This window comes from Kutzneria sp. NPDC051319 (assembly GCF_040682195.1).
Taxonomy (GTDB): Bacteria; Actinomycetota; Actinomycetes; order Mycobacteriales; family Pseudonocardiaceae; genus Kutzneria.
In genome coordinates, this window is the sequence record NZ_JBFBAM010000109.1 from 1 (window position 1) to 23,415 (window position 23,415).

18 protein-coding genes are annotated in these 23,415 nt (G+C 70.6%); 8 read left to right on the plus strand and 10 right to left on the minus strand.

Annotated features, from left to right (window positions below):
- Positions 1-327 (plus strand): carbohydrate-binding protein (locus AB0M73_RS46755; RefSeq protein WP_363906163.1); only part of this gene is annotated, 327 nt, incomplete at its 5' end.
- A 108-nt stretch (positions 328-435) separates the two neighbouring features.
- On the plus strand, positions 436-2,322 hold the full coding sequence (locus tag AB0M73_RS46760) for a glycosyl hydrolase family 18 protein (protein WP_363906165.1): 1,887 nt from the start codon (positions 436-438) through the stop codon (positions 2,320-2,322).
- A gap of 56 nt (positions 2,323-2,378) precedes the next feature.
- Here the strand turns inward: AB0M73_RS46760 and AB0M73_RS46765 are convergent, their stop codons facing one another.
- The 5 genes from AB0M73_RS46765 to AB0M73_RS46785 form a co-directional block, all read right to left on the minus strand.
- Entirely contained in the window at positions 2,379-5,963 is a 3,585-nt protein-coding gene (locus AB0M73_RS46765) for a S8 family serine peptidase (protein ID WP_363906167.1), read from the minus strand.
- Between the two features lie 253 nt (positions 5,964-6,216).
- A complete protein-coding gene (locus tag AB0M73_RS46770) occupies positions 6,217-7,467 on the minus strand; it encodes an aromatic acid/H+ symport family MFS transporter (protein WP_363906169.1) in 1,251 nt (416 codons plus the stop codon).
- A gap of 136 nt (positions 7,468-7,603) precedes the next feature.
- Positions 7,604-8,359 (minus strand): SGNH/GDSL hydrolase family protein, encoded by a 756-nt coding sequence (locus tag AB0M73_RS46775; RefSeq protein ID WP_363906171.1) that lies wholly within the window; start codon positions 8,357-8,359, stop codon positions 7,604-7,606.
- An 18-nt stretch (positions 8,360-8,377) separates the two neighbouring features.
- Positions 8,378-8,854 carry a MarR family transcriptional regulator gene (locus AB0M73_RS46780; protein ID WP_052395814.1) on the minus strand — a complete coding sequence of 159 codons (477 nt, stop codon included), beginning with the start codon at positions 8,852-8,854 and terminating at the stop codon, positions 8,378-8,380.
- Positions 8,855-8,897: 43 nt separating this feature from the next.
- The gene (locus AB0M73_RS46785) at positions 8,898-9,131 is read right to left on the minus strand and encodes an ester cyclase (protein WP_363906173.1); all 234 of its coding nucleotides are present in this window, start codon (positions 9,129-9,131) and stop codon (positions 8,898-8,900) included.
- Positions 9,132-9,384: 253 nt separating this feature from the next.
- Here AB0M73_RS46785 and AB0M73_RS46790 point away from each other — a divergent pair, with 253 nt between their 5' ends.
- The gene (locus AB0M73_RS46790; RefSeq protein WP_363906174.1) at positions 9,385-9,999 is read left to right on the plus strand and encodes a TetR/AcrR family transcriptional regulator C-terminal domain-containing protein; all 615 of its coding nucleotides are present in this window, start codon (positions 9,385-9,387) and stop codon (positions 9,997-9,999) included.
- A 51-nt stretch (positions 10,000-10,050) separates the two neighbouring features.
- Positions 10,051-10,890 carry an NmrA/HSCARG family protein gene (locus tag AB0M73_RS46795; protein ID WP_363906175.1) on the plus strand — a complete coding sequence of 280 codons (840 nt, stop codon included), beginning with the start codon at positions 10,051-10,053 and terminating at the stop codon, positions 10,888-10,890.
- Here AB0M73_RS46795 and AB0M73_RS46800 read toward each other — a convergent pair.
- Both AB0M73_RS46800 and AB0M73_RS46805 read right to left on the minus strand, forming a co-directional pair.
- Positions 10,883-11,854, minus strand: a complete 972-nt coding sequence (locus AB0M73_RS46800; RefSeq protein WP_363906177.1) for a hypothetical protein — start codon at positions 11,852-11,854, stop codon at positions 10,883-10,885. The genes AB0M73_RS46795 and AB0M73_RS46800 overlap by 8 nt on opposite strands.
- Before the next feature lie 139 nt (positions 11,855-11,993).
- Entirely contained in the window at positions 11,994-13,121 is a 1,128-nt protein-coding gene (locus AB0M73_RS46805; protein WP_363906179.1) for a nucleotide disphospho-sugar-binding domain-containing protein, read from the minus strand.
- 87 nt (positions 13,122-13,208) lie between these two features.
- Between AB0M73_RS46805 and AB0M73_RS46810 the strand changes: the two genes are divergently transcribed.
- Positions 13,209-13,799, plus strand: coding sequence for a TetR/AcrR family transcriptional regulator (locus tag AB0M73_RS46810; protein ID WP_363906181.1), 591 nt, complete (start codon positions 13,209-13,211; stop codon positions 13,797-13,799).
- A 4-nt stretch (positions 13,800-13,803) separates the two neighbouring features.
- Here AB0M73_RS46810 and AB0M73_RS46815 read toward each other — a convergent pair whose 3' ends face one another.
- Positions 13,804-16,338, minus strand: a complete 2,535-nt coding sequence (locus AB0M73_RS46815) for a P-loop NTPase fold protein (protein ID WP_363906183.1) — start codon at positions 16,336-16,338, stop codon at positions 13,804-13,806.
- A gap of 111 nt (positions 16,339-16,449) precedes the next feature.
- On the opposite strand from AB0M73_RS46815, the gene AB0M73_RS46820 reads away from it, so the two are divergent.
- Together AB0M73_RS46820 and AB0M73_RS46825 are read left to right on the plus strand one after the other, a co-directional pair.
- Positions 16,450-18,045 carry a BTAD domain-containing putative transcriptional regulator gene (locus AB0M73_RS46820; protein WP_363906185.1) on the plus strand — a complete coding sequence of 532 codons (1,596 nt, stop codon included), beginning with the start codon at positions 16,450-16,452 and terminating at the stop codon, positions 18,043-18,045.
- Positions 17,982-19,163 carry a hypothetical protein gene (locus AB0M73_RS46825; protein ID WP_363906187.1) on the plus strand — a complete coding sequence of 394 codons (1,182 nt, stop codon included), beginning with the start codon at positions 17,982-17,984 and terminating at the stop codon, positions 19,161-19,163. The genes AB0M73_RS46820 and AB0M73_RS46825 overlap by 64 nt, the downstream gene beginning before the upstream one ends.
- On the opposite strand, the gene AB0M73_RS46830 is transcribed toward AB0M73_RS46825, so the two are convergent.
- Complete coding sequence (locus tag AB0M73_RS46830) at positions 19,156-19,818, minus strand: phosphonatase-like hydrolase (protein ID WP_363906188.1); 663 nt, start codon at positions 19,816-19,818, stop codon at positions 19,156-19,158. The genes AB0M73_RS46825 and AB0M73_RS46830 overlap by 8 nt on opposite strands.
- On the minus strand, positions 19,818-20,936 hold the full coding sequence (locus AB0M73_RS46835; RefSeq protein ID WP_363906192.1) for a TIGR03364 family FAD-dependent oxidoreductase: 1,119 nt from the start codon (positions 20,934-20,936) through the stop codon (positions 19,818-19,820). Before AB0M73_RS46835 ends, AB0M73_RS46830 begins: the two co-directional genes overlap by 1 nt.
- A 95-nt stretch (positions 20,937-21,031) precedes the next feature.
- Between AB0M73_RS46835 and AB0M73_RS46840 the strand changes: the two genes are divergently transcribed.
- Entirely contained in the window at positions 21,032-23,383 is a 2,352-nt protein-coding gene (locus AB0M73_RS46840) for a Tex family protein (protein WP_363906190.1), read from the plus strand.
- Positions 23,384-23,415: the final 32 nt, after the last annotated feature.

Below are 23,415 nucleotides of genomic sequence, written 5' to 3' on the forward strand. Positions count from 1 at the left end.
GCGTGGAACGCCACCACCCCGTACAACGGCGGGGCGATCGTCTCCTACGGCGGCCACCAGTGGACGGCCAAGTGGTGGACGCAGGGCGACACCCCGGGCGGCTCGCAGAACGTGTGGACCGACAACGGCGCCTGCACCGGTGGTGGCACCACGACCAACCCGCCGGGCGGCGGCACCTGCCCGGCGGCCTGGAGCGCCACCACGCCGTACAACGGCGGCGCGGTCGTCTCCTACGGCAACCACAAGTGGACCGCGAAGTGGTGGACGCAGGGCGACACGCCCGGCGCCAACAGCCAGAACGTCTGGACCGACAACGGCTCCTGCTGAGTCAGCGCTTTCGCCGGCGGGTCGGTGCCCCCGATCCCGACCCGCCGGCGAACACCACACTTCCGTAATCCCCCCTCCTCGGAAGGCCCCCTGCAGATGAAGTCATCCGTGAGAACGGCCCTGATCGCGGCGGCGGCCGCGACCGTGGTCGTCGGCAGCATCACCGCTGTCGGCGCCAACACCACGCAGCAGCCCCAGTCCCTGGCGGTGACCCCGGCGGCGGCGACCGCCGCGGCGTCCAGCGGCGGCCTGCGCATCGCCTACTACGACCAGTGGTCGATCTACCAGAACGCGTACTACCCCAAGAACGTCGACTCGCTGGCCAACAACCTCGACTACCTGATCTACGACTTCGAGAACATCGACCCGTCCAGCCTGTCCTGCTTCGAGGCGACCAAGGCCAGCACGCCGGACCCGGGCGGGGAGAACGACCCGAACGCCGGCGACGGCGCGGGCGACGCGTTCGCCGACTACCAGAAGTCGTTCGGCTCGGACATCAGCGTCGACGGCACCGCGGACGCCTTCGGCATGCCGATCGTGGGCAACTTCCACCAGCTCCAGGAGCTGAAGGCCCGGCACCCGAACCTGAAGGTCGTGCTGTCGCTGGGCGGCTGGTCGTACTCGAAGTACTTCTCGGACGCGGCGGCCACCGACGCCTCCCGCAAGAAGCTCGTCAGCTCCTGCATCGACATGTTCATCAAGGGCAACCTGCCCTCGCAGGGCGGCTACGGCGGCCCGGGCACCGCGGCCGGCATCTTCGACGGCTTCGACATCGACTGGGAGTACCCGGCGGCGGCCGGCGGGCACCTGGGCAACCACACCAGCCCGAACGACACGGCGAACTTCACCGCGCTGCTGGCCGAGTTCCGGTCACAGCTGGACGCGTTGGGCGGCAAGCACTACTCGCTGTCCGCGGCGCTGCCCGGCGGCCAGGACAAGATCGCGAAGATCCAGACCGACAAGATCGGTCAGTACATGGACTTCGCCGACGCGATGACCTACGACATGCACGGCGCGTGGGACGCCACCGGTCCGACGAACTTCCAGGACCCGCTGTACTCCTCGCCGAGCGACCCGTCCGGGACCATCCCGCCGGGCGCCGAGAAGTACACCATCGACTCGGTGCTCAAGGCCTACACCAAGGGTTCCAGCGCCTACGGCATACCCGGCGGCTTCCCGTCCAACAAGCTGACGCTGGGCATCCCGTTCTACTACCGCGGCTGGACGGGTGTGCCGGCCGGCAACAACCACGGCCTGTACCAGAGCGCGACCGGCCCGTCCCCGGGTCACACGCTCAGCGGCGACGTGCCGGGTGTGGCGATGTACAAGGAGCTGACCGGGGTCGTCAACAACCCGGCCGACACCTTCTTCGACCCGACCACGCAGTCGGCCTGGTTCTACGACGGCACGAACTTCTACGGCGGCTCCTCGCCGCAGTCGATCAAGGCGCGAACCGACTACATCCACTGCAACGGCCTGGCCGGCGCGATGATGTTCTCGCTCTACGACCTCGACCCGGCTTCGACGCTGTTCAACGCCGTGGTGAACGGCCTCTCGGCCAGCACGCCGGGCTGCGCGGGCCCGCCCACCACGACGACCACCACCACGACCACTACGACGACCACGACCACCACCACGACGACCACCAGCCCGCCCGGTAGCTGCTCGGCGGCGGCGTGGAACGCCTCCACCCCGTACAACGGCGGCGCGGTCGTGTCCTACGGCGGTCGCCAGTGGACCGCGAAGTGGTGGACCCAGGGCGACACCCCCGGCTCCAACAGCCAGGGTGTGTGGGCGGACAACGGTCCCTGTGGCGGCGGCACGACTCCGCCCGGCGGCGGCAACTGCCCGACCGCGTGGAGCGCAACGGTTCCGTACAACGGTGGCGCGGTGGTCTCCTACGGCGGCCACAAGTGGACGGCGAAGTGGTGGACCCAGGGCGACACCCCCGGGGCCAACAGCCAGAATGTGTGGACCGACAACGGTGCTTGCTGAGGTAGGGGAGTAAGAGGAAAGGGCCCGGCCACCACGGCCGGGCCCTTTCTGTTGTCTCAGTACGAGAACTGCTGCACCTGGCGGGCATCGCCGGAGAACGTCCAGCCGGTGCGGGTGGCCGGGTCGAGCTGCACGCCCTGGCCGGGGCCCGCGCCGACGAGGCCGGTCGAGTAGTTCATGCCCCGCACAGTGCCGACTGCCTTGCCGGTGGCCAGATCCACGACCGCGAGCTGGCTGGTGGCGTTGTTGTCGAACAGCAATCCGCCGACCGCGCCGAACTGCGACACCACCGGCGGCGTCTGGAACGCGACCAGCGCCAGGTGGTGCACGCCGTCCACGGCCAGGGTCAGCGACGACTGCTTCCGCACGGCGACGGCGTTGCCCGGCACCAAGGTGTCGCCGGCGACCGGGATCAGGTTGGTCGTGCCGGTGATGTTGACGCTGAACGACCGGTACGACAGCTGATACGCGGTGTTGGTGCCGTCGTCCACGGCCAGCGCGCCGGCGCAGCCGTCGGACTGCCCGGCGGGCGTGACGGTCGCCGCGTCCAGATCGATGCGGGCGACCAGGGCATTGCCGCCGGCGAAGCAGATCAGCCCGCCGCCGGCCTTGGAGATGAACACCTGCCCGGTCTTCTGGTTGATGTCGATCAGGAAGTACGTTCCCGGCGCGACACCCTGGTCCGCGGCGATCGGCTGACCGGCCGTCGCGGTGGCGAGGTCGACCGACACCACGGCGTCGGCGTTGTCCCCGTTGTGGCGCAACAGGACCGCCGCGCGGTGTCGGGTGGTGTCGACCCGGCCGCCGATCGTCAGGTAGTCCCCGAGTGTCGCGGTGCCGACGAGTTTCGCCGCTTGCACGTCGTAGATCTCGACGCCCGTGCCGTGCAGGACGACCGCCCGGTGCGACGACGGGTCGACGCCGACGAGCCGGAAGCCGCCGCCGGTGGTCAGAACCGTGCCGTAGGCGCCGGTGCTCGGGTCGTACCGGCGAACGGCCTGGTGGCCGTTGCCGTCATCGGTCACGACAACGGAATCCTTGCCCTGGGCGGCGAAGTCCACGACCGCGTTGTTGTCCGGGGCGAAACCGTCGTCCAGTTCGAGGAACGAGCTCGGGCCGGCCTGCCCCACCGGCTTGCCGTCCCGGCCCAGCGCGATCACCCGCACGTTGTACGAGTCGGAGAACCCGAGGCCGAGCTTGGTGGAGTCGAACTTCACGGAACCGTTGCGGCCGGGCAGTCTCTGGACCGACGCGGACGAGCCGTCGATGCCGTCGTCGTCCGGCCGGGTGCCGTTGGCGTTGGTGACGGTGTTGTAGGAGTTGAACAGGGTCGGCGCGGGCGCGGAGAACTCCAGCTCGGCCCCGGTCGCGCCGGGAATGCCCCGCACGTCGTAGTTGACGGAGAAAGTGGTCGCGGTCCGGTTGAGGGTCAGGTTGTGCGCGTTGTCGTTGAAGGTCGGGGCGGCGGCGCGGTGGTCGGCCGTCCCCCCGTCGACACGGATCGACGCGAATTCCCCGTAGATCGGGCGAAGGCCGGTCGAATCCTGCACCACGCCGATGCCGTAGAGGCCGCCACCGCCGTTGAAGGCGCTGGCCGGAATCGTGACGTCACCCGACGTGGCGGTCAGCGGCGCCTGGTACGCCGCCGAGAAGATCGGGGCGGTCAAAGGGTTCCAGTGGCCGATCGAGGACACCACCAGCTGCGGCGACTTGGCGCTGCGGACACCGGTCAGGTCGTAGTGCACGGTGACCGGGGCGCCCGCCCTGACCGTGGCCGGGGCGCTCGGGGCGATCGCCTCGGCGTAGGTGCCGTCGGTCGGGCCGACGGTCAGCGTCTTCTTGGCCGACGCCAACACCTTGTGGCCGTCGCGCACCTCGAACGTCAGGTCCACGTTCCGGTCGTTCGTGTCGACGACCGGCAGACCCGCGGCCTGCAACAGCTGCGTCGGCGTGAGTCGGACCGCCGGGTGGTCGGCGTGGAACTGCTTGCCGTTCACCGTGACCACGTAGTCGAGCTTGCGGTCGGGCGCGCCGGTGACGTCCGCGCCGATGGTCACCGGGCCGACCAGACCCTCGCCGCTTCCGCCGGACTGGAGGTCGATGCGGTTGGGGTCGGAGGCCTCGGTGAAGTTGCCGCCGAGGTTGCCGAAGACGACCCGGTGGGCGACGGAGATCCGCTGGATCTCGGTCCTGGACGTCTTGGGCAGCAACGAGGTCACCGCCGCGGTGACGTCGATCTGGTTGCCCACGTTGAGCTTCCGGTCGATCTGCGGCGGCGTCGCCACCGGACGGCCGGTCTTCTGCAGCAGCTTGCGGACGTCGGTCGGGTCGAGGTGCTTGCCGGCCAGACGACCCGCCTGCAACACGACCGCGGCGGCGGCCGCCACCTCCGGCGCGGAGGCCGAGGTGCCGCCGTTGAACACCGCCGTCACGGCCTGCGGGCTGCCGCCGGCCGTGTGGATGAAGGCGGGAATGCCGTCACCGGGCGCGGAGACGTCGATGCGGTCGCCGAAGCCGGAGGAGTAGTTCATCCCGCCGTTGGCTCGGGTGGTCGCATAGGTCCCGTTGGCCGATCCCGGCTGCGACAGGATGTCGTCCAGGGTGGTGCCGCCGACGGCGATGGCCCCGCTGTCGAGGACCTCGCTCGGGGTCGTGGAGAAGCTGTCGTCGTTGATGTCCGTGGTCTCGGATGCCTTGCGCGCCAGGTCGGTCGGCGTGCTGCCGCCGTCCGGGCCGACCGCGGCGGGCGTGTACAGGCGGGTGCCGTCGTTGGAGGAGATGGTGACGACGATGTGGTAGTCGCGGACGATGGTGGAGATCACCGACTGGAGGATCGCGTCGTCCTCCAGGTAGCGGCCGGGAAAGCCGTACTGGTCGACGCCGAAGCCGAGGCTGGCGGTGATCACGTCGGGGCGCGGGTTCTGCCGGGCGGCGGCCAGCAGGGCCTGCGCGATACCGCCGTCGCTGACCTCCGTAGGCACCACCAGGCGGTACTGCGCGCCGGGGGCGATGCCGAGCAGGTCGGTCGAACGGCTGCCGAGGGCCTCGGGCCGCTGCTTGTCGTGCGGCAGCGGGGCCATCACGGCGAAGTCCAGCAGCACCTCGGCCAGCTGCGCGTCCTGGCCGGCAGTGGTGCCGACCGGGTCGAGCGCGCTGCCGTTGGCCACGTAGGTCGGGATCAGCGGCATGGACGGGATGTCCAGGTAGCGCTGGCCGTCCTTGACCACCGTGGTCTGGTCGGTCAGGTCGCCGGAGCTGACGCTGGTGATGATCTCGCCCGTGCCGGGGAGCTGGCCGTAGCGGGAGCCGAGGGTGTCGTAGGCGCCGAGCGCGTTGACGCCACCGGCGTTGAGAAAGCTTTGCAGGGACGAGGTGACGCCGTAGTTGTCGGGCCCGGTGACCGGCAGGGTCGCGGCCCAGTCGGGCAGCGGCATCTGGCCCGAGCTCATGCTGCTGACGGCCCGGTTCGGTTCGGCGAAGCGCACTCCGGGCTGCTTGCGCAGCTCCTGCGCCGCCTTCTCGGCGTCGCCGTCGACGTGCACCACCGTCGTGTTGGGCACGCCGTCCACGGCCGTGGCGTCGGCGCCGAACTTCGCCGTTCCGTCGGTGACGACGATGACGGCGTCGGGTTGCCTGCTCACCGGCGCCGTTGGTCTTCCGACCAGGTCGCCCAGAGCGGAAGTGCCTGTGGGAGTTGGGGATAACGGGGCCGCCGGGGCGGCTGCCGTTGGACCGGCTGTAGTCAGGGCGATAGCCGAAGCCGCCGCCGTGACCAGGACCAGACCGCGCAGCATTGTGCTCCTTTCCAGGGCCTGGATGCCCGAATGACCGTGGCGGCGGTCATCCGGGCAACATCGCAGGCGGGCCCGGGGGGAGCAACGTGATGGCAGTCACCTAGTGGTTGGAGGTGTCCGCCTTTGCGCCTGTTGGGCTAACGCCGTCGACGGGCAGCTGGCTGGCCGCGTTGAGCGCGCCCACGCCGACCGCCGCCAGGGCCGCGACCACGGCGAATGCGTAGAAGCCCCACGGGTACACGATGCCGGCGGTGAGCAGGACGCCGCCGAGCAGCGGGCCGCAGATTGCGCCGATACGTCCGATGCCTGCGGTCCAGCCGAGCCCGGTGGCCCGCGCCTCCGGCGGATAGGCACGGGTCGTGTAGGCGTACACCAGGACCTGGGCGCTGAAGACGAACGCCCCGGACAGGAAAACCGCGATGTACAAGGCGAATCCGGGCATCTTGATGCTCAGCACGGCCAGCAGCACGGCGGCCACGACGAACCAGCCCAGCGTCGCCGGCTTCATGCCGATGCGGTCGGCGACCATGCCGGCCACCAACAATCCGACGACGCCGCCGAAGTTCAGCGTCAGCAACAGGCCCAGCGCCGCGCCGAGGGGGTAGCCGGCCTGCCGCATGATCTCCGGCAGCCAGGTGTTCAGGCCGTACACCAGGATCAGGCCCATGAAGGAGGTGATCCAGAACGCGATCGTCACGGCGACCATGCGGCCCTTGAAGAGGGTCGCCAGCGCCTGCTTGATCGACGAACCGGCGCGGTGCTCGACCGGCGTGGCCGAGTCGGGCAGGTGCTTGATCATCAGCGGCACCAGCGCGAGCGCCGGCAGCGCGCCCACCACGAACATGGCCTGCCAGCCCAGCGGCTCGATCAGGACGATGCCCAGCAGGGCGGTGGCCATCGCGCCGACGTGGTAGCCGGTCATCACGGTCGTGGTGGCCGTGCTCGGCCGGCCGGTGCGGGCGTAGTGCTCGCTGACCAGCGTGATGGCCGTGGGCAGGCAGCCGCCGAGACCGAGGCCGGCGATGAAGCGCAGCGCGCCGAACAGGAGGGCCGACGGCGCCACCGCGCACAGCAGCGTGCACACGGAGAACACCGTCACCGACACGATCATCGCTCGGCGGCGGCCGAGGACCTCGGTGACGGTGCCCAGCACCAGCGCGCCGATGGTCATACCGACCAGGCCGATGGTGGACACGAGCGTGGCGGTCGCGGGGGTCAGGCCCCACACGTTGCCGCGCAGCAGCACCGGCAGCACGGTGCCCAGCACGACCAGGTCGAAGCCGTCCAACAGGACGGCCGACCAGCACAGCGGCAGCACCCAGCCTCGGCCGGGGGCTTCGAGGGAAGTCACAGGGCCCTCCTTGTTCGCGATGCGCACGGATATTCGTGATGCGAACGAGGGTAGCGGCCACGATGCGGGCCGGACAGAAACTCACAGACTTCTCTGCGAATCGGGCAACACTCGGGCAACTGGTTGCCCTGAAGCGTCAGGCGCGCAGTAGCTGATAGGCCGGCAGCTTGGCCGTGACGCCCTCGCCCGCCGGCCGGCTGGTCAGCCGCCGCCACAGCCACGGGCCGACCTGACCGGCCACCCATCGCACCTGGTCAGCCGGCCGCACGGCCGACACCTTCTCGTGCTCCGGGCTGTCGGCGGCCGACGGCTGGCCGTGCAGGAAAGCCAGAAACTCGTCGGCGATGAGCTGATGCCCGTATGCGCTGGGATGCAGCTTGTCCGAGCTCCAGATCGCCGGATCGGTCGGCGTCGACCGGGCCAGGTCCAGGCAGCGCACGCCGTGCTCGGCGGCGGCCTGCCGGATCGCATCGTTGAGACGGCGGCCTCGGCGCACGAAGCTGGCCCGCATCCGGGCCGGCAGCGGCACTCCGATGCCCGGCTCGGGCAGCGTCGCCGTGAACACCACGGCACCGGTCGCGGCCAGGCCGCCGTAGATCGCGCCCAGGTCGCGGCGCAGCGTGCCGACGTCGAACCGGGGTCGCAGCAGGTCGTTCATGCCGACGATGACGCTGACCAGGTCCGGGGCCAGGTCGACGGCCGGCCCCACCTGCGTGGCCAGCACCTGGCTCGCGGTCAGGCCACGAACGGCGAGGTTGGCGTACTCGACCTCGCCCCGTCGGGCGGCCAGGCCGTGCGCGAAACGGTCCGCCCAGCCACGCGGGCGACCGTCATCGGCAAAATCGCCGATGCCCTCGGTCAGACTGTCCCCCAGCGCGACATAACGTCTCATGTTCGGACGGTACCTCGATCACGCCGACCCGGGGGCGAACCTCTTCTCGTCCCAACGGCCGTTCGCCTCCAACATCTTGCGGCCGATCCGCGCCGCCGCCGCCAGATCCTCGGCGTCCAAAATGGACTCGAAGTGGCGGTTCACCGACTGCCAGTAGACGACCATCGTCTGACCCTGGAGCACCCGCAGGCCCTCCTCCGTCGGCACCGCGCACACCGTCCGCCGGTTGTCCGGCGGCTGCACCCGCTCCACCCAGCCCCGCCGCACCAGCCGGTCGACCAGCCGCGTGACGCCGCTCGGGCTGATCGACAGCAGCTCCGACAGCTCGGCCATGGTCAGCCGCTGATCCTTGGCCGTCTTGAGGCGGTAGAGCGTCGAATGCTCGCTCAGCGTGCAGCCGCAGTGCTCCTCCATGGTGGCGCTGAGCGACTCTTCGATCGTCTTCACGCCCTGTTGCAGATAGAGCCACGCCAGCAGGGGGTCGGGATCCGCCATGGCAAGAGTTGACGGCAGAACACTTCCGCTGTCAACAGTTGCCTCAACCGGCCGTCGGCCAGTCCCAACCCAGCTGGAGGAACATGCCGAGCCGGTCGCTGACCGCCCTGATCTCAGCGATCTTGCGATCGCGCAGGGTGAAGATCCAGATCTGCTCGACCAGAAACGGCCGGTTGGTCGGCACGGGCATGCGCGGGTGGAAGCCCGTGTGCACGCCGCTCACCGTCAGCCTGGCCACCACCCGGTCGCCCTCGGCGATCAGCTCCACCGGCTCCATCCGGCTCCATCCGGCCCTCGCCGAACGCGTCGAGCTGCTGCCGAAACCCGTCGAACGCCGCGCCCGGCTCGTCCGGCTCGCCGAAGATGATCTTGTTGTGGTCGACCACGTCCGCCGCCATGTACGCCGGCAGCTCCGCCGATCTGCGGCCGTTGACCGCGTCGAAGAACCCCAACACGACCCGCTTGTTCTCGTCGGTCACCCCGCCCCCTTCCTTACATTGTAAGTTTCAGCCTGCCCTTACGATGTAAGAATGTCAAGAACGCCCGGCGCCAAGGCCGGCCTCTCCCGCGAGCGAGTGCTGTCCGCCGCGCTCGCCCTGGTCGACCGCGACGGCCTCAAGGCCCTGTCGATGCGCCGCCTCGGCGCCGAGCTGGGCGTCGAGGCCATGAGCCTCTACCACCACGTCCCCACCAAGGACGCCCTGCTGGACGGCTTGGTCGAGCTCGTGCTCCGACACTGCGAACCGCCCGCCTTCGACGGCGCCTGGCGCTCCACGCTCGCCGCCTACGCGCATTCCCTGCGCGCCACACTGCTGGCCCACCCCGAACTGCTTCCCCTGATCGCCTCGCGTCCGGCCGTCACTCCCGACACCCTCCGCCCCGTCGAGCAGGGCGTCCGAATGCTCGTCGACGCCGGCTTCCCCCTCGGCCACGCCCTGGACGCGCTGAACACCCTCTCGATTTTCGCCATCGGCCACGCCACCAGCGAGGTCGCCATCGGTCCCGATTCCCCGACCCCGGATCTCACTGCGTTCCCCTTGCTGGCCACCGCTGCCCGCAGTGGGCAGGGCACCGATGACGAAGCCCGGTTCCACTTCGCGGTCGAAGCCCTGCTCACCGGCCTGGAGGCAGTGGCCCTGGCCTGACGTCAGAAAAAAGACTTGCGCGGAGAATCTTTTCACGGTCAAACTTTGTGCATGGAACATTCACAGCTGACGGTGGCGGTCACAGGGGCGAGCGGCACGCAGGGTGGGGCGACGGCGAGGGCGCTGGTGGCCGACGGGCATCGGGTGCGGGCGGTGAGCAGGCGGCCGATCGAGCTGCCCGGGGCGGAGGCGGTGCGGGCGGACTTCGACGATCCGGGGTCGCTGGATCGGGCGTTCGCCGGGGCGGATGCGGTCTTTCTGGTGACGACGCCGTTCGGCACGGACCTCGACACGGAGATCCGGCACGGGGTGGAGGCCATCGACGCGGCGGTGCGGGCCGACGTCAAGCACATCGTGTTCACGTCGGCGACCAACGCCGACCGGGGCACGGGCATCCCGCACTTCGACAGCAAGTGGGTCATCGAGCGGCATCTGGCGCAGGCGACGGACAACTGGACGGTGATCGCCCCGGCGGCGTTCATGGACAACGTGGCGGGCGGCTGGGCCAGCCGGTCGCTGCGGCAGGGCAAGTACTCGCTGCCGCTGTCGCCGGGGACGCCGCTGAAGCTGATCGCGGCGGCGGACATCGGGGCGTTCGCGGCGCTGGTCATGGGGCGCCGCAAGGAGTTCCTCGGCCACCGCGTCGACATCGCCTCGGACGAGCGCACCGGCAAGGAGATGGCCCGCACGCTCGGCACGGTGCTCGGTCGTGACGTCGAGTTCGACGCGGCCGGCGTCGAGGATGTCGCGCGGTACTCCGCTGATCTGGCGGCGATGTTCGCCTACTTCGAGCGGGTCGGCATGGACGTCGACATCACGCGCCTGCGGACCGACTATCCCGAGATCGGCTGGCACACCTTCGCCGACTGGGCCGGACAGGCCCTCAGCTGACCAGCACGGGCAGGCTTTCGACGGCCCGGCTCTGGCGGGTGAACTGCCACGGCACCCGCGTCGGCGAAACCGCCAGGCGCAGCAAGGGAAACTCGTCGACGAGCTGCTCAAGCACGGTCTCCGCCAGCAGCCGGCCAAGCAGGGAGCCGATGCGGTGCTGCACGCCGTGGCCGACGGTGCCGGCGTACCGATGGTCGGACGGGCAGTCGGCGCCGGCGAGCATGACTACCTCACCGGCCGGAATCACGGTGCCGCCCAACCGAACCGGCTCGGTGGTGCACCGGAAGGTGCCGACGTGCAAGGGATCGCTGCCGCTGACCAGCTCGGCGATCATGTCGGACATCAGCACAGGCTCGTTGCGCGCCAAGGCAACCCGGCAGGGGTTGTCCAGCAGCGCGGACATGGCGTTGGCCACGAAGCCGCCGGCGATCTCCACCCCGCCGACCACGAGCATGGCCACCAGGTTGAGCATCTCGTCGTTCGTGACCTTCAACGCCGCCAACGACGACACGAGGTCGCTGGCGGCGACGGCGGCGAGATGGGCCGGCAGGTCGGCGCCGGCCCGTTCGTGAAAGGCGAGCAGAACCTCGGTCCACGGCAGGATTCTGTCCTCGACCGGCAGCCCGAGCAGCTCGCCCGTGAGCAGCACGGGCAGCGGCCGGGCGACCTCGGCGACGAGATCGACCGACCGCCGTCCACGCAGCGGCGTGAGCAGACCGGCCACCAGCTCGGTGACCAGCGGACGCAGCGGCTCGACGTTCACAGCCGTGAACACCGAGGCCCCGAGTCGGCGCAGCCGGTCGGCGGACTCGGTGCACAGCAACGGTTCCGCCACAGCCATGGGCAGGGACCGCAACGCCTGGCCGTCGAGGTCGTCGCCGTCGATGACGTGCCCGGCGGCCCGGGTGTCCCGACTCAGGCGCGGGTCGGAAAGCCCGGCCCGCACGTCCTGATATCCGGTCACCAGCCACACTTTCGCCCCGCCCGCGGTCACCGTCGGGACGATCCCCGGTAACTCCGGTGTCGGTCGCTCACACATGTCCCGCGCACCCCCGTGCCGTTGCCGTCAAGTGTGGGTGACACGAGCGGTAACGCGGACCGGTTCAACCCCGAACGAAATCAATCACCCGGGCGGCCACCTCGGCCGGCGACGGCATGGCCGCGACCTCGGCGGCGACCTCGGCCGCGGTGGTGCGGAACTTGTCCTCGTCGAGCAGCTGGTTGATCACCCGCGCGTCGAGCTCGGACTCCTCGACCTGAAGGCCGATGCCACGGTCCTGCACCGCGTCGGCGTTGATGTACCGGTCCGCGCCGCTGGGCGCGACCAACTGCGGCACGCCCATGGTCAGCGGCGTCATCGCGGTGCCGGCGCCGCCGTGGTGGATGAGCAGGGAACTGCTGGCCAGCAACGAGTTCAGCGGGATCCAGCCCGCGGCGCGGACGTTCGAGGGCAGTGGGCCGAGGCTGTCGAGGTCGACCTTCTCACCCAGCGCCAGCACGAACTCGGCGTCCACGTCCGGCGCCGCCGCGATGATCCGCTCGACCGGGCCGAGGCCGTTCATCGTCGGGGCGACGGTGCCGAGCGTGACGGCGACCCGCGGCCGGTCGGGAACCTCGCCCAGCCAGTCCGGTTCCACGCCGCCGCCGTTGTAGGGCACGTACCGCATCGACCAGCCCTCGGGCTCACCGGCGATCATGCTGGGCGGCGCGATGTCGACGTGCGCCAGCCGCTCCGGCAGGCCGACGCCGTGCTGCTCGAACTCGGCGGCCATGTGCTCGCGGAACATCTCCGTCATGCCGGCCGGGCGCACGAAGCCGAAGCCGTGGCCGATCCGCGGCACGCCCAGCCGGGCCGCGGCGATCAGGCCCGCGCCGGACATGGAGCCTTCCACGATGACGTCCGGGCGGAACCGCTCGGCGGCGGCCAGCACGCCCGGCACCAGCGGCCTGGTCAGGAACGGCAGGAACTCGCCGACCTCCTTGAGGTCCCGGACGCGGCGGGCGCCCATCTCGGCGAAATGCGGATGCTGCCCGCGGATCTGCTCGAACTGCTGCCGCATGTCGTATCCGGGCAGCACGTCCACGACCGGCAGGCCGGCGTCGGCGACCACCAGCCCGGCGCTGGCCGTGGCGACCAGGACGTCGTGTCCGGCCGCGCGCAAAGCCCAGGTCAGCGGGACGATCGGGAAGACATGGCCCACACCGGGGGCCGAAACTACGAGAACACGCACGAGGACTCCCCCATAGAGAACGAAGCGTTTTCTATCCTTACGGTAGTCCCGGGTGTTAGAGAACGCAACGGACTCTAAGCTGAATGGATGGGTGGCGTGGATCACCGCAAGGGGCCGCGACGACGCGGCGACGAGCTCAACCAGGCGATCTTCGCGGCCGCCCTGGAGGAGCTGGTTGAGGTCGGCTACCAGCGGCTGACCATGGAGCGGGTGGCCGAGCGGGCCCGCACCAGCAAGGCCTCGCTGTACCGGCGCTGGGCCGGCCGGCCTGAGCTGATCATGGACGCCACCCTCAACGTCTTCCCCGCCGTCGGAGAGCTGCCCGACACCGGCGAGCTTCGTGGCGACCTGCTCGCGGCCCTGCGCACCATGGCCGACGCGTTGAACAGCCCGCTGGGCCAGGCCGTGCGTGCGGTGCTCGCCGAGGTCACCATCGACCAGGCGGCCATGCGCCGGCACCGGGAGCGTTTCGTCGAGCGCCGCAACCAGCTCATGCTCGACCTCGTACGCCGCGCCGCCGCCCGTGGCCAGGTCCGCCCCGGCGCGCTGACGCCCCGCGTCGCCGCCGTCGGCCCCGCGCTGATGCGCGACCACTTCCTCACCCACGGCGGCCCCATCACCGACGAGGTGATCACCGAGATCGTCGACGAGGTGCTGGTCCCGCTGCTGCGGGCCTGACGGCTCAGCCGATCTGGCCGCCGCCGCAGGACCGGAACATCGCCGGGGTGAGCTGCGACTCCTTGAAGAACCGCCGCACCTCGGGCGCCGTGATCAGGCACTTCAGCTGGTCGGGAAGATCGACGTCCGCCTCGGCCGCCATGATCCGGTCGATCAGGTCGGCATCCTGTTCGAGGTGCTCGGCCAGCAGCGGCCACCGCAGGCGGATGATCGTCCACAGCGCGAGCGCGTCCGGGCCCACGGTGTTGCCCTCCAGCGTGCGCAGGGTGCGCACCACGCCGTAGGTGTTGACGAAGCGCTTCATGCCGCGGGGGTTGGCCAGCAGCAGCGGGGCGAACTTCTGGAGCGCGTGCTCGGTCGCCTCGCTGACCTCCGGCGTGGACATCTTGGCGATGGCGTCGGCGATGACCGCCCGCCGAACCGGTGGGCTGGCGTTGTCGAGGACGTCGAGCACCTCGCCCTCGGTGCGGCTGCTCACCATCCGGGCCTGCGCCTCGTGCACCTCGTCGGTCGGCTCCTGACGGCCAGAGTCGGGGGCGACCCCCAGCAGCGTGTCGAAGTAGCAGGATCGCGCTTCCTCGCCCATGGCCGGCATCGGCACGCTGAGCTGGAACAGCTTGTCCAGGAACAGATGTCCGAGCGGCCGGCCCGGTTCGTCCACGGCGCCCTGGAAGTTCTCGTACGTCTTCTCGTAGGCCCGGCGCAGCCACGCCCCGTCGGCCGCGACCACGAAACTGGCCGCGCGCGGGATCTGTTTCGTGCCGCCCGGCGCGTCGCGAACCAGGTTCTGCACCGCTTCCAGGATCGCCACCACGTACTTCTCGTCGCACCGGTCGAGGTCGTCGATGAACAGCACCACCGGTTTGGACGCGTGGTCGACCAGCCAGGCGAAGTGCTCCGTCACTTCACGCATCGGGTTGGTGTGCGACTGCTCCAGCAGCCTGGCCCCGCTGGCCGAGTTCCACAGCAGCAGCCGGGCCGCGATCTTGCCCACCGACCAGAACGCCGCCAGCACCGCCAGCCCGCCGGTGATCGCCTTGGCGAAGTCTCCGAAGTCCTTGGGCGCCAACGGAATCGGCCGGAAGATCATGAGCACCGCGGCGACAAGCACCGCCAGCACGAGCATCGCCAGCAGATACGAGGCTCCCGACCGGCGCACCCGCGCCCAAGTCTCCCTTACGTGCCACCGCAGGCGGTTCCGTCGCGGCTGGGCCCGGATCAGCTGGTCCCGCAGGCAGGTGATCAGCGCCCACCACGGCGGTTCCACCCGGGCGTACCGCCAGGCATTGAACGTCACGACCATTGCCGATGCGGCTAGCTCGTGCTCGATCAGGTTGAGCAGGCTCGTCTTGCCCGCGCCCCAGGGTCCATCCAGGTGCAGCAGGAAGGACACCTCCGGCCGCCGATCCTGCGCCTGCCGCAACCGTTTGGCCAGGTCTTCGGCCAGCAGATCCCGGTCCAACCGGTCTTTGCACGCCGGCGCGTCATCCACGAACTCGACGTTCTGCCGGGGCTTTCGCGTGAGCCTGCTCAGCCGTTTCGCGGCCGCCGTCCGATCCTCAGCGGTGTCCTCCCGCATCACCAGTTCGTGGGCGTAGGCATGGATCAACGGATACAGCCGATAGTCCGCACCGTCCCGGTCGAGCATGCTCGTGTTCGCGAGGGTCTCGAGCAAACCGGCAGCGGCCTGTGGCGGCACGTCGGCCAACGCGGCGGCTTCCGCAATTGTGACCGGACCACCCGGATGCAGCCCCAACAGCCGCAGCAGCCGATCGGCCTCGGTCGACAGCGTGTTATAGGTCAGGGACAGTAAGGCTTTCAATGAGACCGGGTCATCGAATCCGCCGAAGCTCTCGACCAACTCGAACAGGGGCTGCTGACTTCGCAGCGCGTGACCGGCTGCCACACGCAGGGCCAACGGCACTCCTTGACAGCCGTCGATGAGCCTGCTGAATGCTTCGGGTTCAGCGGCCATCCGCTCGCCACCGAGCACTTCCTCCAACAGATCCCGGGATTCGGCGTTGGCCAGCGGCCCGAGGTTGACCACCCTGGCAAAGGCGGTCGCCGGCAGGTCCATGTCCCGACGGCTCGTGATCACCAATCGGCAGTCGCCGGAGCCGGGTATCAACGGCTCGACCTGTTCACCGGCGGCGACGTTGTCGAGAACAATCAGCAGGCGGCGGCCGCTGATCAGCGCGCGGAACGCTGCCGAGCGGGCATCGAGGCCGTCCGGAATCCGGTCGGGCTCGACGCCGAGAGCGCTCAGGACTGACGTCAGCGCCTCGGCGGGCGCGACTGGGACGCCGCCCACGGAGTAACCGCGCATGTCGATGAAGATCTGGCCGTCGCGGAAGCGGCCGACAACCTGGCTGGCCCAATGCAGTACCAACGCCGTCTTGCCGATGCCGCCCACGCCCAGCACCTGGGCAATGTTCCGCTCGTCGGCCTCGACCAGCAGGTCGAGCATTTTGATCTCGCGACCTCGTCCGACGAAGTTCGGCACCGGCGCGGGGAGCTGCCGCGGGATCGGCCCTGTCATCACGGCCCCTTTCGCGTGCGAACGGGTACAGGATGCACCGGGAGGCCGAGAAATACGTGTTACTCCTTCTTTGGCGTGAAAGGGGGCTCGACTTGTGCCACCTTGGGACCGGTGGAGCTTCGTCTGCTGGGACCGGTCGGCGCGCGGGTGGGCGATGACGTCGTGGCGCTGGGGCCACGGCAGCAGCGGCTGGTGCTGGCCCTGCTGGCGCTGGAGGTCAACCGGACGGTCCCGGTGCAGAGGCTGATCGAGTGGGTGTGGCCGGGCGACCCACCGCGCAGTGCGCCGCATGCGATCAAGGTGCAGGTGTCGAACCTGCGGGCGATCCTGGCCGACGTGGGCGAGGCGGTGGGGATCGCCACCGAAGGCGCGGGGTATTTGCTGCGGGCCGATCCGCTGGCGGTGGACGCGCATCGCTTCCTCGACGGCGTGGCCCGGGCCCGGCTCGCGCCGAACGACAGGGCCAAGATCGCCCTGCTCGACCAGGCGCTGGGCCTGTGGCATGGGCCGGCGCTGGCCGACGTCGCGGCGCCGGAGATCCGCGAAAGGCTGTGCGGCGGCCTCGAAGAGACGCGCCTGGTGGCGATGGAGGACCGAATCGACGCGCGGCTCCGCCTGGGCCAGCACAACGAGATCCTGGGCGAGATAACCACTTTCGCCGACACTCACCCGACCCGGGAACGGCTCATCGGCCAGCTCGTGCTGGCCCTGCATCGCGCCGGCCAGTCGACCAAGGCGCTGGGCATCGCCCGCCGCACCCGGGCGCACCTGGCCGAAGAGCTGGGCATCGATCCCGGCGCGGAGCTGCAACGCCTCGAACTGGCCGTGCTGCGCAACGATCCCGCCCTCGACCTGATGCCGCCGCGCGAGCCGGAATCGGCGCTGCCAGCCCATCGAACGAGGCTGATCGGCCGCGACCGTGACGTCGCCGACGTGGTCGAACGGGTCGGTGCCGCGCGGCTGGTGACGCTGACCGGACCCGGCGGCGTCGGCAAGACCCGGCTGGCCCTGGCCGCCGCGAGGGAGCTGGATACGCGGTTTGCCGACGGCGTCACGGTCGTGCCGCTGGCCCCGATCCGCGACCCGAACCTGGTGCTGCCGACCATCGCCGCCGGGCTGGCCATCAAGGACCTGGCCGGCGATTCGTTGCGCACCACCGTGCAGCGGCACCTGCGGGACCGGAATCCATTGCTGTTGCTGGACAATCTCAAACACCTGCTGGACGCCGCGCCGGACATCGGCTGGCTGCTCGACGCCGCGCCCCGGCTCACGGTGCTGGTCACCAGCCGGTCTCCACTACGGCTGAACGGTGAGCAGCTGCGCCCGGTGCAGTCGCTGGACATGCCGGCGGCGATGGAGCTGTTCACCGAACGCGCGCGTCAGGCCGGGGCGCTCGGCGACCTCGACAGCGACACGGTTGAGGCGATCTGCGAGCGGATGGACCGCCTGCCGCTGGCCGTCGAGCTCGCGGCCGCCCGAACCCGGCTGCTGTCCCCGAGGCCCTGCAAGACCAGCTCGAACGGTCCCACGACCTGCTCACCGACGGGGCTCGTGACCTCCCGGCCCGGCACCAGGCGCTGTCGGCCACCATCGCGTGGAGCTACGACCTGCTCACCACCGACGAACAAGCCATGCTGCGGGCGATGTCGGTGTTCGCCGGAGGTTGCACGGCGGCGGCCGCGGCCGAGGTCGCCGATCTGGACCTGACCACGACCCTGAGGCTGTTGAGCGGATTGCTGGACGCCAGCCTGATCGTGCGCCAGGGCGAGTCGCGGTTCGCCCTGCTGGAGACCGTCCGGACCTTCGCCCGGGCCCAGGGAAACCTCGACGGCCTCCGGGAACGCCACGCCGTGCACGTCGAAGGCCTCATGCGGCAGGCGCGACACGGCGTGGACGGCCCGGACCAGCGCACGTGGTTCCGGCGGTTGACCGACGAGCGGGACAACCTGCGGGCGGCCATGCGCTGGCTGCTCGACCGGGGCCTGTTCGCCCGCTGCGCCGCGATCCTCGACTTCCACCCGCTCTGGCTGGTCGCGGGCAGCTTCCGCGAGTACCAGCAGTGGGCCCGGGAGATCCTGGCCGACAGCGACCAGGCCGCCGTGCTCGCGCACTACGCGTACACGGTGACCGGCCGGGACCTGGCCGAGGTGGGCCGGCTGGCCGACAAGGCCATCGCCATGGCCCGGGACACCGGCGATCCCGAGACGCTGGCCACCGCGCTGTGCCGTCGGGCCCACATCGGGAACTGGACCAGGGACTACGCGCTGTCCCACGCCATGCTCACCGAGGCGGAGATCGTGCTGCGCCAACTGGACTGGCCGAGCACCCACGGCGGCGTGCGAGCCATTCGGGCCGGCATGGAGCTCAAGCTGGGCCGGCCCGAGCAGGCCGAACGCGACCTGATCGCGCTGGAGGCCGAGCGCCGGCCGGCCGGTGCGCCATGGGACCTGGGCGTGATCCTGGCCTGGCGGGCCGCCGTGCTGATCCACCGGGCCGAGTGGGCGCCGGCCGAGCGGGCGGCCCGGGAGGCGGTGGCGATCCTGGAGCCGGTCGGCGCGCCCTTGATCATGGTGCTCGCGCTGATCTACCTGGCGGTCATCGCCGCGCACCGGGACGACCCGACCCGGTCGGCCCGGCTGGGCGGCGCCGCCTCCACGTACGCCGACCAGTTCAGCCCGGGCATGATCGCCCGGTCCGTGGCCCGACTGTTCACCGATGCCCTGGCCACGGCCCGAGACTCCCTCGGCGCGCAGTCCTACGACATCCTGTTCGCCGAGGGCCGGGCCATGAACTGGCGTCAGACCGTGGAACTGGCCCTCAGCTGAGCAGGGCCGGCAGGTCCCGCACCGACTCCAGCACGTGAGTTGCCCGCACCGCCTCGAATTCCGCCCGGGTCGAGGCCCCGGTGAGGACGCCGGCGGCGATGGAGGCGCCGGCCCGCAGGCCGCTGACCACGTCGGACGGGGTGTCGCCGACCACGGCGACCTCTCGCACGTCGTCGATGCCCAGGCGCAGCACGGCCGTGAGCACCATGTCCGGGAACGGCCGCCCGCGGCCGGCGTCGGCCGGCGTGAGGGCGATGTCGGCCAGGTCGTGCCAGCCGAGGGCGGCGATGATGGCGTCCTGGGTGGGACGGGCGAAGCCGGTGGTCAGCGCGACCTTCACGCCGGCGGCCCGCAGGTCCTTGATCGCCTGCTCGGCACCCGGGACCGACGAGCAGTGGCCGGCCTCGACGAGCCGACCGTAGGCGGCTTCGAAGGCCCGATTGGCCTGCTGCGCCTCGGTTTCCGGCAGCAGCGCCCGGAACACGACGATCTTGGACTGCCCCATGGTGCGGCGCACGTGGTCCAACATCGCCGGGAAGCGATCGTCCGTGCAGGACACTCCTACGGCGCCGATGGCCTCGGTGAACGCCCGCTCGACCAGGCCGTCGTCGGCCACCGTGGTGCCGGCCATGTCCAGTACTGCCAAGGAGATCATCAGAGTCCCGCCTCCAGTGCGGTGCGCTCGGCGATGGCCGGCGAACAGGTCATGCCCCGGCCGCCCGGTCCGGTGATCAGCCAGGCGTTGTCGGCGACGGCGGCCCGGTGCACGACCATGGCCGGATCGGTGTGCTGGGCGTACACGCCGGCCCACCGCCGCCGGATCGGCGGAAGTGCCCGCCCCAGCAGGGATTCCGCCACAGAAACGAGATGCTCGTACGGGGCGGAGTCGACGTCGAAGGTGAAGGGCTCGTCGTACTCGTGGGTGTCGCCGATGGTCAGCGAGCCATCAAGCCGTTGCACCATCAGGAGTTGCATCTTGTGCTCACGGGGAACCGGCGGCTGCGGCTGCTCGCGGTTCAAGGCGTCCAGCGCCGGGCCGCGATAGGCCGGGTAGTAGCGGAAGCTGTCCCCGTCGGCCACCGACGTGGTCAGCGGCTCGTCCAGCGGATCGGTCTGCATCATCTGCAACCGCACCCGCCGCACCGGCACCTCGCCGACGATCTCCCGCACCAGGCCGCCCAGCGCCGCCCCCGTGCACAGCAGGACCAGATCCGCCCCGTGCACGTCGCCGTGATCATCGCGCACGCCGTGGGGCAGCAACGCCCGAACCTCACGACCCGGCAGCCAGGTGTAGCGACCGGAGGCCAGGAGGTGTTGCCGCAGCGCCGGTTGCGCCACGCGAGGCTCCACGGCGGCGTCCCGCTCGCACAGCAAGCCGCCCAGCATCTCGCCGCGCAGCGCCGGGTTCACCAAGCGGACCTCATTGGGGGCCAGCAGCTTCAGGCCGCGCTCGGCGGCATCGCCACGAGCCACGACCTCCTCGGCCACGGCCAGCTCCAGCGGGGTCCGCAGCGCCGTGAGGGAGAAGTTGGCCCGGAAGCCGACGCCGTCGACCTGACGGCCGATCTCCGCCCACAGCTCGCGGGCCCGCCGGGCCACCGCCAGCTCCTCGCCGGCCGCCCGCCCGCCGACCCAGACCAGGCCGAAGTTGCGCACGGAAGCGCCCCTGGCCTGCCGTTCTCGTTCGATCTGAAGGACTTCGTGGCCGCGTTGCACGGCCTGCCATGCGTGCATCGTCCCGAGCACGCCTCCACCGACGACCACCACTCGCACGGCCACGACCGTAGCATGGACTAGAGCAGTTACCATCACGTTACCTAAGGGTGGATCGAAGGCGACGGGGCGCAGACGGCAGAATCGACGCCGTGATGTCCATTGAGCAGAGGATCGCCGACGAGCTCGGCGTGCGGGACGGGCAGGTGGCCGCGGCCGTCGGTCTGCTCGACGGCGGTGCGACGGTGCCGTTCGTCGCCCGCTACCGCAAGGAAGCAACCGACGGCCTTGACGACGCCCAGCTGCGCACCCTGGAGGAGCGCCTGCGCTACCTCCGCGAGATGGAGGAGCGGCGGGCCGCGATCCTGGAGTCGGTCGCCGAGCAGGGCAAGCTGGACGACGCGCTGCGCGAGCAGATCATGACCGCCGACTCCAAGGCGCGGTTGGAGGACATCTACCTGCCGTACAAGCCCAAGCGGCGGACCAAGGCCCAGATCGCCCGCGAGGCCGGCCTCGAGCCGCTGGCCGACGGCCTGCTGGCCGACCCGACCCTCGACCCCCAGGCCACCGCCGGGCAGTACGTGGACGCCGAGAAGGGCGTCGCCGACGCGGCCGCCGCGCTGGAGGGCGCCCGGTCCATCCTGGTCGAGCGCTTCGGCGAGGACGCCGACCTGATCGGCGCGCTGCGCGAGCAGATGTGGACCCGCGGCGCCATGGTGTCCAAGGTCCGCGACGGCCAGCAGGAGGCCGGGGCCAAGTTCAGCGACTACTTCGAGTTCTCCGAGCCGTTCACCAAGCTCCCGTCGCACCGCATCCTGGCCATGTTCCGGGGCGAGAAGGAGGAGGTCCTCGACCTCAGCCTGGAGCCGGAGGAGCCGGTCGAGGGCCAGCCGTCCGACTACGAGATCCGCATCGCCGCCCGGTTCGGCATCGACAACCAGGGCCGCCCGGCCGACAAGTGGCTGACCGACACCGTGCGGTGGGCCTGGCGCACCCGCATCCTGGTGCACCTCGGGGTGGACCTGCGATCCCGGCTTCGGCAGGACGCCGAGGACGAGGCCGTGCGCGTGTTCGCGGCCAACCTGCGCGACCTGCTGCTGGCCGCCCCGGCCGGCACCCGCGCCACCATGGGCCTCGACCCGGGCTTCCGCACCGGCGTGAAGGTCGCGGTCGTGGACGCCACCGGCAAGGTCGTGGCCACCACCGCGATCTACCCGCACCAGCCGGCCAACCGCTGGGACGAGTCGCTGGCCACCCTGGCCAAGCTGTGCGAGCAGCACAAGGTGGAGCTGATCTCGATCGGCAACGGCACCGCGTCCCGCGAGACCGACAAGCTGGCCGCCGACCTGATCAAGCTGCGGCCCGAGCTGAAGCTGACCAAGATCGTCGTCTCCGAGGCCGGCGCCTCGGTGTACTCGGCCTCCGCGTTCGCCTCGGCCGAGCTGCCGGACATGGACGTGTCGCTGCGCGGCGCGGTGTCCATCGCGCGGCGGCTGCAGGACCCGCTGGCCGAGCTGGTCAAGATCGACCCGAAGTCCATCGGCGTCGGCCAGTACCAGCACGACCTGGCCGAGACCAAGCTGTCCCGGTCGCTGGACGCGGTGGTCGAGGACTGCGTGAACGCCGTCGGCGTCGACCTCAACACCGCGTCGGCTCCGCTGCTGACCCGGGTGTCGGGCATCGGGGCCGGGCTGGCCGAGAACATCGTGCAGCACCGCGAGAGCAACGGCCCGTTCCGCTCCCGCGAGGCCCTCAAGGGCGTGGCCCGGCTGGGTCCCAAGGCGTTCGAGCAGTGCGCGGGCTTCCTGCGCATCCCCGGCGGCGACGACCCGCTGGACTCCTCCAGCGTGCACCCCGAGGCCTATCCGGTGGTGCGCCGCATCCTGACGTCCAACAACCTGGCGCTGACCGAGCTGATCGGCAACAGCGCCAAGCTCAAGGCCATCAAGCCGGCCGAGTTCGTCGACGACAAGTTCGGCCTGCCGACCGTCACGGACATCCTCAAGGAGCTGGAGAAGCCCGGCCGCGACCCGCGCCCGGCGTTCAAGACGGCGACCTTCGCCGACGGCGTCGAGAAGATCGGCGACCTGAAGCCGGGCATGGTCCTGGAGGGCGTGGTCACCAACGTGGCCGCGTTCGGCGCGTTCATCGACATCGGCGTGCACCAGGACGGTCTCGTGCACGTGTCGGCGTTGTCGCGCACCTTCGTCAAGGACCCGCGCGACGTCGTGAAGTCCGGTGACGTGGTGCGGGTGAAGGTGCTGGACATCGACATCCCGCGCAAGCGCATCTCGCTGACGCTGCGCCTGGAGGACGAGCCCGAGCGCGGCGGACCGGCCCAGAACAAGGGCGGCGGCGCCCAGCAGGGCGGCGGCCAGCGGCGCCAGGACCAGAACCGCGGCGGCGGCAACAAGCGCGGCGGCAGCGGCGGCGGCCAGCGGCGCGAGGAGCGCCCGGCCACCGGCTCCATGGCCGACGCGTTGCGCAAGGCCGGTTTCGGCAAGTGATCCCCGTCGGCGTGGCCGTCCACTGTGGACGG